Here is a 10,243-nt window from a genome sequence, read left to right as displayed (position 1 = left end):
ATACCTTCTATGTATGCTTTGCTTATACAAGCCCTAACCAATGTACCAATTGTGTAGAGAGGAATGTCACAACAATGGCGATAACGGTAGGGATTGCAAACGATAAGAATGTCCATTTGGCACTTTTTGTTTCTTTATATATGTTAACCAGTGTTGTTCCACATGGGAAATGAAGAAGTGAGAACAACATTGTGTTTAACGCTGTTAACCAAGTCCAACCATTTTCTAAGAATAGATTTTTAATTTGATTAAAATCATCTATTTCAGTTAAAGCTCCAGTTGATAAATAAGACATTAATAAAATCGGGATAACAATTTCATTAGCTGGTAGTCCAAGAATGAACGCAGCTAGAATAAAACCGTCAAGTCCTAACATTTTAGCAAATGGATCTAGGAAGTTTACAAAATACATAAGTAAGCTTGTGTCACCGATGAAAATGTTAGCAAGTAACCAAGTTAATGCAGCCGCAGGGGCAGCTACAACGACAGCTCGTTTTAAAACATAAATAGATTTATCGAGTGTTGCACGTACAATTGTATTCCAAACTTTTGGCTTACGGTACGGTGGTAACTCAAGAGTATAGTGAGTTGGCACACCTTTTAAAGCTGTTTTTGATAGTACCCAAGAAACAGTTAATGTCATAATAACACCAATTACAACCATCCCAACTACAACGCCAGCAGTAACTAATGTTTGCATACTACCTGTATAACCAGCAGCCATAAATAATGAAGCCATTAAAATTAACATAGGCCAGCGACCGTTACAAGGAACGAAGTTGTTTGTTAAGATTGCAAGCATGCGTTCACGTGGTGACTCAATAATACGTGTTGACATAATAGCGGCTGCATTACAACCAAAGCCCATCGCCATTGTTAAAGATTGTTTGCCATGTGCACCGGAGCGTTTGAATAAGCGGTCCATATTAAATGCAACACGTGGTAGGTATCCGTAGTTTTCCAATAGTGCGAACATAGGGAAAAAGATTGCCATAGGTGGTAACATAACGCTAATAACAGCACCGATACCACGGAATAAACCAAGTATTAAAATGCCATGTAACCATTCAGGTGCATGTGCTGCCTGGAACCAAGATGTTAAATATCCTTCGGCCCATCCGAAGAATTCAGCAATCATATCAGACGGTACGTTAGCGCCTGCAATTGTAAGATAAAAAATAATAGATAAAATACCGAGCATAATTGGGAATCCCCAGATGGGAGATGTGAAAATTTTATCTAGTTTTTCAGAACGATACAATTTATCAGTATTTGTATATTGAACAGACTCTTTACATATGCTTGCAGATGTTCGATAAATATCTCCGACAATATCATCTCGTATATCTTCTTTTGAGAGTGCTTGTGCATGTTGAATAATATAGTCTAATGGAAGAGCTTTACTGGCTGAGTGAGATTCCATTCATTACGACCTCCCTTACAAGTGGTTCATTATGGTGTTTTTGAAGTGTAGTTAAGAAATTTTTATCTCCATCTAATATACGTAACGCAATCCATCGTGCTGGATACGTATCACCGAACACTTTATAAATTTGTGGTTCTAATTCTTGAATCATACTTTCGATTTTTTCACTGTAAGAAACCTTAATTGGTGTCGGAATTAGTTTTTTATTTGCTACTTTAGCGACAACACTTAGTAAATGCCCAATACCTACTCGGTTACGAGCAGAAATCTTAACTACAGGTACACCGAGCGATTTTGCTAATTTCTTTTCATCAATAACGATGCCTTTTTTCTCCGCTTCATCAATTAAATTAATACAAATGACTACGTTGTTCGTCATTTCCATCACTTGGAGTGCTAAATTTAAATTTCTTTCCATTGCAGTTGCATCTATAACAACGACAGTTACTTCTGGTTTTTCAAATATAATATAATCTCTTGCTACTTCTTCATCCGCAGAATTTGAATATAGTGAGTAAGTTCCAGGTAAATCTATTAATGTATATTTACTTCCGTTATGTTCATATTCCCCTTCAGCTTTTAAAACAGTTTTTCCCGTCCAGTTTCCAGTATGTTGTTTTAAGCCTGTTAAAGTATTAAATAATGTACTTTTCCCGGTGTTCGGGTTGCCAGCTAAAGCAATGCGATGTTTGCTCATCTGAAATCATCTCCTATTAATACCCCGAAAATAAGGGAACTTTCTTCCTTACGTAATGCAATAGTTGTATTGCTTACTTGATAAGCGACCGGATCTCCAAGTGGACTGCGCTGTAATACTTTAATCGTTGCCCCAGGGATAAATCCTAAATCTAATAAACGTCGTTTCATAGTTCCTTCTAATTGTATCTTCTCAATCTGTACAAACTCTCCTGTCTTAAATTCGGAAAGTGGTTTTGTGTTAGCCGATACCATAAAAGTTACCTCATCTCTATATTGTTAGTTTGAGTTTAAAAAGTTTCCTTAGGTAAACTTTTTGTTAGTAATATAGTAGACTACATTGGATGATGCTGTCAATTAGTACTTTAAAAATATTCATTTATTTTTGGAATTGTTCCAATTTATTTAGTTGTACTAAAAAATATTACTGAAATTCTGTTGAATGTAAATGAAATAAGAGTGTAAAAGTTAAAAAATATAATGGATTTGTAAATGTATTTTTAACTAAAAGGGGAAAAGAGCCAAAAATATTTACATTGAATTTACATTGTTAAGAATAAATTTACATTACAGCTTAATTAGTGTGGATTTTGTTGGGTTCTTTAACTGTGAATGTTGGGATTCCTAGCTTTTAAAGATTATTATCGTCATTTACTTAAAATTAAAGATTGCTTAACACTCACATAATATTGTTGTCCTACAATGAATTTGTGTTCGAAAGAAAGTGAATTCGAAAAGTGATAATCCAAATGGGGGTACAAGACATGGTTATGAAAAAAGGTATTAAATTTTCTTTAGCGGCTTTAGTGGTAGCAGGAGCGTTAGTTGGATGTGGGAAAGCAGATGATACAGCTAGTAAAGAAACTGCTAAAGGAAGCGATAATACAAAACAAGAATTATCAGGTACGATTGCAGCGGCTGGTTCTACAGCTCTTCTACCTCTTGCGGAGGAAGCTGGAAAGAAATTCATGGAAAAAAATTCAAAAGTTTCTATTCAAGTCCAAGGTGGCGGTAGTGGAACTGGGATTAACCAAGTAGCATCGGGTGCAGTACAAATTGGTAATTCAGATGTTCCATCAGCAGATAAAATAAAAGATGCTGAAAAAGCGAAAGAATTAGTAGATAACAAGGTTGCGGGTATTGCATTCGCACTTGTCGTAAATAAAGATGTAAAAGTTGATAACTTAACAGTACAACAAGTACAAGATATCTTCACTGGAAAAGTAACAAACTGGAAAGAGGTAGGCGGGAAAGATGAAAAAATCAACGTAATTAACCGTCCAGCTTCATCTGGTACACGTGCTACATTTGAAAAGACGGTTATGAAAGACGCAAAAATTAATGATGGAACTGGTACAACACAAGATTCTAACGGTGCAGTAGAGCAAGCAATCAATTCTACGCCAGGATCAGTAAGTTATTTAGCAATGTCTTACATGGTTGGCGATAAAAAAGGTGCACTACAAACAGTGAAAATTGATGGTTCTGAACCGAAAGTTGAAAACATTTCGTCTGGTAAATATCCATTCTGGTCTTACGAGTACATGGTAACAAAAGGTGAGGCAAAAGAAGCAACGAAAGCTTACATTGACTATGTAAAAGGTAAAGACTTTGAAAAGCAAGTAGAAGATATGGGCTACATTCCAATGTCTAAATTAAATAAGTAATAAAATTTTATGGGGCTGGCTGCAAGGCCAGTCCTGTTCATTTCAATCTATGAAGTGGGGTCTGACCTGTGATGAAGGGGAAAAAACAAATTAATTACGTAAAAAGTGAATATATAGGAAGATCGCTTGTTACGTTTTGTGGTATTTTTATTGTTTTAATTACATTAGCTATTATTGCGTTTATTTGCGGTAAAGGTATTCAATCTTTTACACAAAGCGGTATCTCATTTACTGAGATGTTAACATCGACAAAATGGAATCCAAATGCTGACGAAGGAACCTTCGGAGCTTTGATTTTCATTGTAGGTTCAACGGTGGTTTCGTTAGGTGCGGTTGTTATTAGTGCGCCAATTGCTATAGCTCTTGCTATATTCATGAATTTAATTTCGCCGAAATTTGGAAATAAAGTATTGAAGCCTGTTTTAGAATTATTAGTTGGTATTCCGTCGGTTGTATACGGATTATTAGGGGTTACGATTTTAGTGCCGCTATTACGTGATTCATTCGGGGGAGTGGGCTTTAGTTTAATTGCGGGTATTGTTGTATTAAGTATTATGATTTTACCTACTATTGCTAGTATCGCTTCTGATGCAATACGCTCTGTTCCATTTGATTATTTAGAAGCTTCTTACGGTCTAGGATCAACGAAATGGCAAGCGGTTAGCCGAGTAATTGTTCCTGCTGCGAAAAAAGGGATTTTAACAGGTGTTGTTTTAGGTTTAGCGCGTGCTTTTGGTGAAGCATTAGCGGTTCAAATGGTAATCGGGAACACAATTAAATTACCAGAAGGAATATATAGTCCGACAGCAACGTTAACTGGTATTTTGACAATGGACATGACAAACACATTGAACGGAACTGCTTGGAACAATGCGCTATGGACTTTAGCGATGATTTTACTTGTTATTTCATTCCTGTTTATTTTAGTAATTCGAGCGATTGGGCAAAGAGGTGAGCGATAATAATGAATGCAAGAATGGTAAATAAAATTTGGACGGGTATCTTTTATGCAGTTGCAGCTTTAGTTGTAGCTCTGCTAGTATTCTTAGTGTTTGAAATTTTGCAAAAGGGATGGGGATTTTGGGATCCTAATTTCTTGTTTGGAGAACCAAGTAATACAAGAGCTGGTGGTGGGATTGGTCCACAGTTATTCAATTCCTTCTACATGCTTGTTATAACGCTTGTTATATCTATTCCTCTTGGGTTAGGTGCTGGAATATATTTAGCAGAGTACGCAAAACAAGGGCGTTTTTTAAATTTTGTTCGTTTATGTATTGAGACAATGGCGTCTTTACCTTCTATTGTTGTTGGTTTATTCGGTTTGTTAGTGTTCGTTACAATGACAGGCTGGGGATACACAGTAATGGGTGGTGCTCTTGCTCTAACTATTTTAAATTTACCAGGTTTAACACGTGTTTGTGAAAATGCAATTTCAGAAGTTCCTCATAATGTAAAAGAGGCAAGTCTTGGATTAGGTGCAACGAAGTGGCAAACGATTGCTCGTATCATTATTCCGTCGTCATTACCGCAAATTATTACGGGTATTATTTTAGCGGCGGGTCGTATATTTGGGGAAGCGGCCGCACTGATTTACACAGCGGGTTTAACATCCCCAATTTTAAATTCAGCAGCGGACTTCTCAAGTCCTGCGCATCCTTTAAATCCATTTAGACCAGCTGAAACGTTAGCGGTTCACATTTGGAAGTTGAATTCTGAAGGATTTATTCCGGATGCAAAGTTGATTGCGACAAAATCTGCAGCGGTATTAATTATTATGGTATTACTATTCAACGTTATTTCACGCTTGGTAGCATCTGTATTGCACAAACGTTTTACAGGAACGAAAAGAAAAAGTAAAACGACGAAGAAGGTAAAAGCAGCATAAATTATAAAAAAGAACTCTCTATTTATAAGTAGGGAGTTCTTTTTGTATTTTAATATAGAAGGAATGGATGTAAGGATTGTTGAATTTGTAATTGGTTATAGAGATGAATAGGTGCGGATGAGAGGGGAAGTTAATTTGTTCTTTCTGTAAATGTCAGGATTTCCTGGGTCGGGAAAATCGACAGTTTCTAAGTATATAGCGAAGTTAACAGGTGTTGTAATTGTAGATCATGACGTTTTGAAATCAGCGTTGTTACAATCATTAGAAATGAAAGGTATTGAATCAACGATTGTTGGAGGAGTATCATACGATATTGAATGGGTATTGATTGATTCTTATTTAGAACAAGGGCATAGTGTGATATTGGATAGTCCATGTCTATATGAAGGGATGGTTGAAAAAGGAATGAAACTGTCTAATAAACATGGTGTAAAATATAAATATATCGAATGTTACCTTAATGATATGGAAGAGATTAATAATAGGCTACAAACACGTAAGCGTATGGTCAGTCAGATTGGAAGAGTGGATTCTGAAGTAGCTTTTAAAAAGTGGTTAGATGGTAGTGAAAGACCTTTAAATAGCGAATATCTTATTGTGGCTTCTGATAAACCGCTAGGGCGATATGCTCAAAAAATGATGGATTATATCGATAAGTAGAGAAAAAGCGTTATCTTCATTCATGAAGATAACGCTTTTTCTTTTAAATATCAGGTGTTTCTATGGAAGTGCTTATTTTTCTGCGAGAGCGTCTTTTTCTCCCGATTTTATCTAATAGTTCATACATAACTGGAACGACTACTAATGTAAGAACAGTTGAGACTGCTAAACCACCGATGACAACGACGGCAAGACTTTTTGATACCATGCTTCCTGCTTGTGATTGACCAAATAGGAGAGGAAGCATCGCGACGATCGTTGTTATAGCCGTCATAATAATTGGACGTAATCTAGTGGAACCCGCCTCTAGTAAGGCTTCTCTTGTTCCCATTCCATATTCCCGATTTTGTTGCACTCTTTCTATTAATACAATAGCGTTTGTAACGACGATCCCGATTAACATTAATGCGCCGATCAAGGAATTTATATCAACGGGTGTTCCTGAAATGATTAATCCTAAAATACCCCCAACAGCAGCTAGTGGTAAGGAGAACAGAATTGCAAAAGGAGCGCGCGCCTGTCCGAAGGTAATAACCATAATTAAATATACAATCCCGATCGCAATCCCCATGATTTTAAATAAATCTGTGAAGTTCTCTTGCATAGATTCAGTTGCGCCTGCAATAGTTACTTTTGCACCGCTAGGTAGATCTAAGTTAGCTATCGTTTCGTTTACTTCTGCGCTTACTTTACTTAAATCTTCATTTGATGCCTCGGCAGTAATCTGAATCGTTTCTTTTCCGTTTTTATGGAAGACCTCTGTTTGAAGTTGCTTTTCTGAAATAGTTGCAATGTCTTTTAAAGGAATTGATCCATTAATAGGTGATAGTATGTTTGTGTTTAAAATGTCTTCTCGTTTAGTAATGCTTTCTTTTTTGTGTTCTATCATAATAGTTGTTTTTTCATTATCGATTGAAACTTCACCAATAGGTGATTTCTTCATAAGGAATGCTACTTGTTGTGCTGCCAATTCTGGTGTTAATCCTAGTTGTTCGGCCTTTGTTTGATCAACATGGATTTGCCATTCTTTCTTAGAGTCTTCTAAATTTGTTTTTACTTTAGAGAGAGCAGCCATATCTTTTAGTTTTGTTTCGACGATAGTAGCAGCCTCTTTTAAATTCGTTTCGCTAGTAGCTGTTACGTTAAATTGCAAATTGTTGCCCCCACCAGAGCTTGAATAACTCGTTTTTATATAATCTAGTTCAGCAGGCTCAAAAGCTTTATGTTCTTTCTTTAACTCTTTAATATATTGATCAATATCAGAGCCTTTCTTGAAGACTACAAATATACTCGCAAGATTATTTTTTGTCGTTTGCCCCCATTGTGCATCTTCTGCGCTAGATCCCATTCGTAAAATAACATCCGTTACATCCGAGTTAGAAAGTAATTTCTTTTCGAAATCGAAGGCTTTTTGTTTTTGTGTTTCAGGTGCGTAATCAGCTGGGAAAGTCATGTTAATAGATAACATTGTGTCGTCTTCAGATTTTATGTTCGCTTTCGGTAGCAATATATAGGTTGCAATCGATCCTGCGAATAATAAAAAGGCGGTAAATAGAATAATGAATTTATGCGAAAGAGCCCACTTTAATGTAGCGACATATCGTGGTGAAGAACTTGGCTTTTTGTGTTTTGTTTTTTTGAGTAGTAAAAAAGCCATAAGTGGAACAACTGTTAGTGCAACGATTAAGGATGATAGTATAGAATATACAACTGCTAGTACCATAGGTAACATTAATTTTCCGATTACTCCTGATACGAGGCCGATAGGTAAGAAAACAGCGACCGTTGTTAAAGTAGAAGAAGTAATTGCAACGGAGACCTCTTTCGTTGCATCGAGAATAATATCTTTAGAGAAAGATTCTTTTTGTAAACGACGGAAAATGTTCTCGATGACAACGATACTATCATCAACGAGACGTCCAACTGCAACCGCTAAACCACCAAGAGTTAGAGTGTTAAGTGTGATGTTAGATTGGTGTAGTAAAAAGAGTGTTAATAAAATAGATAATGGAATACTGACAACAGCGATGAGTGTCGTTCGGAAGTTACGCAAAAAGATTAAGATAATTAGAGTTGCAGCAATTGCCCCAAGGATTACTTCTTTTCCCATACTAGTAACAGCATTTTCAACTTGCTCATGAGTTGAGGCTAAAAGTTTGATAGAAAACTGATCTTTATATTGTTTACTTATATCTTTGATTTTCTTATCGATTTCTTTTCCGATTGCAACCGCATTTTTGCTTGGCTCTTTCATGATGATTAATCCAGTGCCTTCTTCTCCGTTTATATGTGAGATTGTATCGTAGTGTTGTTTAAGTTCAATTTGAGCAACATCTTGCAATTTTACTTGAGGTGCAACGGTTATGTTTTTAATAGCATCTACATTTTTTATATCTCCAATGACGCGAAGGTTATATTCTTCTTTATTAACGGTAACGGCTCCAGCTGGAGTGGACGTTTCTTTTCCTTGTAAAACTTTTAATATTTGCTCGGGTGTTACGTTTTTACCTTTTAATTGGTTTGGGTCTAGTACGATAGATAATTCAGAAGTTGATTTTCCGAAAAACATAACGTTGGCAACGCCATCAATGCTTTCGAGTTGTGGTACGATTTCTTTTTCGATTTGTTTTTCATCTGCTTTTGAAAATCCATTTTGCTTCTGGATTGCAATTTGAGCGAGTGGAATCATAGAAGTATTTAACTGGCTCACTACGGGTTTCGTTGCATCTTTAGGTAGTTTAATTGTATTAATGGCTTTTTCAACTTCGCGTGCTGCATCTTTCATATTTGCTTTGGATGTATACGCGATATCGATGCGTGATAACCCCTCGTGCGTAGAAGAGGTGATGCTGTCGATATGTTCTAAATTGCGAAATTGTTTTTCGAGGGGATCAGTTACTTCTTTCGTCATCGCTTCAGCGTCGAGTCCTTGAGATAAAGTTGTGACAGTGACGGCTGGGTTATCGATGCTTGGTAAAAATTCCATAGGTAATTTAGAGCCGGAATAAATGCCGAGTATGGAAATGAGAAAAACCATGATGATAACAGCAGCGCGGTTTTTTAATGAGAACTTTGTTAACCTATCCATAAAGTGATTCCTCCATTGGTTTATTTATAGTTGAGTACGTCCTTTCTTACTATATAACAAAAAATGGATATTTTTCATTAATTAAATGTAAAAAAATTCTAACAATATTTTTAAGTTAATATTTTTGTTGGGATGTCTTTATTTAGCGCGCTATTCGCTAGAGGATAAGACCCTTGCTTCAAAATTCGGTTGGATTTGAGCAGCTTATAAACATCTGATCCGTTAATAATCTTCGGGAAGAACAAAATCAAAAATCAGCATGTTCGCTTTATTATAGAAAGTGAACATGCTGATTGGAGAGGGAAGTGCTGAATCTATTTTTTAGTGTGGATTGATTTGTTCTGTTATATTGTTGGCTTATGGAGAGGTAAATGGTTATGTGCTTTAATATAGAAGAGAATAGGTTTATAAAATGCGGTTGGGTCAATTCGAGTGTATTGGTATACAATTTTAAATGGCTGTTTTCTGTAGAGGGGATGAGGTGTTTCTATATAGAAGAAATTAGGTTGGATATTTTTTTGTGTTTTTTTATAAAAAACACTTGTTATTTAAAAACCATGATGGTATATTAATAAACGTCGCTGATGCGGAAACGCAGAAAACGACGAAAAAGAAATTTTAAAACATAGTTGACATCGAAAAATGAAGATGTTAATATGATGAAGTCGCTTCTGAAGCGGCAGACAAGTTCTTTGAAAACTGAACGAAACAAACAACGTGAAACGTCAATTTTTATTTTTAGATGCTAGACAAACTAACTTTATTGGAGAGTTTGATCCTGGCTCAGGATGAACGCTGGCGGCGTGCCTAATACATGCAAG

8 protein-coding genes and 1 rRNA gene are annotated in these 10,243 nt (G+C 36.0%); 5 read left to right on the top strand and 4 right to left on the bottom strand.

Going from position 1 to position 10,243, the window contains the following annotated elements:
* Positions 1–22 precede the first annotated feature (22 nt).
* From ACXVYO_RS08740 to ACXVYO_RS08730, 3 genes are read right to left on the bottom strand one after another with little or no spacing between them, the layout of a single operon-like run.
* Positions 23–1,423 (bottom strand): nucleoside recognition domain-containing protein, encoded by a 1,401-nt coding sequence (locus tag ACXVYO_RS08740; protein WP_061676309.1) that lies wholly within the window; start codon positions 1,421–1,423, stop codon positions 23–25.
* Positions 1,401–2,123, bottom strand: coding sequence for a FeoB small GTPase domain-containing protein (locus ACXVYO_RS08735; RefSeq protein ID WP_073517234.1), 723 nt, complete (start codon positions 2,121–2,123; stop codon positions 1,401–1,403). Before ACXVYO_RS08735 ends, ACXVYO_RS08740 begins: the two co-directional genes overlap by 23 nt.
* Positions 2,120–2,377: a FeoA family protein gene (locus tag ACXVYO_RS08730; RefSeq protein ID WP_000252989.1), complete on the bottom strand. Its 258-nt coding sequence runs from the start codon at positions 2,375–2,377 to the stop codon at positions 2,120–2,122. The genes ACXVYO_RS08735 and ACXVYO_RS08730 overlap by 4 nt, the downstream gene beginning before the upstream one ends.
* Before the next feature lie 509 nt (positions 2,378–2,886).
* Between ACXVYO_RS08730 and ACXVYO_RS08725 the strand changes: the two genes are divergently transcribed.
* From ACXVYO_RS08725 to ACXVYO_RS08710, 4 genes are all read left to right on the top strand, one after another.
* Positions 2,887–3,789 carry a phosphate ABC transporter substrate-binding protein PstS family protein gene (locus ACXVYO_RS08725; protein ID WP_458466720.1) on the top strand — a complete coding sequence of 301 codons (903 nt, stop codon included), beginning with the start codon at positions 2,887–2,889 and terminating at the stop codon, positions 3,787–3,789.
* 71 nt (positions 3,790–3,860) lie between these two features.
* Positions 3,861–4,751 (top strand): phosphate ABC transporter permease subunit PstC, encoded by an 891-nt coding sequence (gene pstC, locus ACXVYO_RS08720; RefSeq protein WP_458466719.1) that lies wholly within the window; start codon positions 3,861–3,863, stop codon positions 4,749–4,751.
* Positions 4,752–4,753: 2 nt separating this feature from the next.
* Entirely contained in the window at positions 4,754–5,674 is a 921-nt protein-coding gene (gene pstA / locus ACXVYO_RS08715; protein ID WP_073517233.1) for a phosphate ABC transporter permease PstA, read from the top strand.
* 150 nt (positions 5,675–5,824) lie between these two features.
* The gene (locus ACXVYO_RS08710; RefSeq protein WP_458466718.1) at positions 5,825–6,334 is read left to right on the top strand and encodes an AAA family ATPase; all 510 of its coding nucleotides are present in this window, start codon (positions 5,825–5,827) and stop codon (positions 6,332–6,334) included.
* A gap of 43 nt (positions 6,335–6,377) precedes the next feature.
* Here the strand turns inward: ACXVYO_RS08710 and ACXVYO_RS08705 are convergent, their stop codons facing one another.
* Positions 6,378–9,422, bottom strand: a complete 3,045-nt coding sequence (locus ACXVYO_RS08705) for an efflux RND transporter permease subunit (RefSeq protein WP_458466717.1) — start codon at positions 9,420–9,422, stop codon at positions 6,378–6,380.
* A 760-nt stretch (positions 9,423–10,182) separates the two neighbouring features.
* Between ACXVYO_RS08705 and ACXVYO_RS08700 the strand changes: the two genes are divergently transcribed.
* Positions 10,183–10,243: ribosomal RNA gene (locus tag ACXVYO_RS08700) — 16S ribosomal RNA — on the top strand; the annotation flags it as partial.

The organism is Bacillus sp. BC08, from assembly GCF_054326875.1.
Note: the sequence above shows the minus strand (reverse complement) of the source record. Positions and strands in the feature narration are given on the sequence as shown.